This is a genomic window from Micromonospora sp. DSM 43699, from assembly GCF_055517075.1.
This window is the reverse complement of sequence record NZ_JBTMMT010000213.1, coordinates 1-450: the sequence shown is the minus strand read 5'-3', so window position 1 is coordinate 450 and position 450 is coordinate 1. Positions and strand designations below refer to the sequence as shown.

Genomic DNA, 450 nt, shown 5'->3' with positions numbered 1-450 from the left:
CTGCGGATGTTCATGCGTTGTCTCCAATAGACGAAGGGGATGGTCGCTACACACGGAACTGCAGTACGGGGCCCGTATCGGCCGCGATGCGCTGCGTTCGAATGATGAGCGCCGCCTTCGCCGCAGAAGGTTGCATCGCATGCGGGCCAGATGCGCGAACTTGTGATGCGTTGATGGAAAGATCGCCGAATCAGACGAGTCTGATGCTTCGTGCGTCATTCATCGCGCAACGCACAACGCACAACGTGATCGGCGAGTAAGCGGCGATATGCCGCCGCGTTGCGCGGCATCGACCGGCAGAACGCGGATCGCGCGGTTGCGATCGTTCGCGCGCATCGCGCCTGCGTTCGCTGCGTCTGCAAAGAAGATCGCTAGCGACGCGCGGATTTGCGATGCGGTCACGAGAAGAATGTCGAGCCGAACGAATTCGAGCGTCCGCGCACATCGCGC

1 protein-coding gene is annotated in these 450 nt (G+C 61.3%); it reads right to left on the bottom strand.

Features of this window, described 5'->3' with window-relative positions; genetic code table 11:
* Positions 1-219: 219 nt before the first annotated feature.
* Positions 220-450 (bottom strand): hypothetical protein (locus AC0AIB_RS31300; RefSeq protein ID WP_465098093.1); only part of this gene is annotated, 231 nt, incomplete at its 5' end.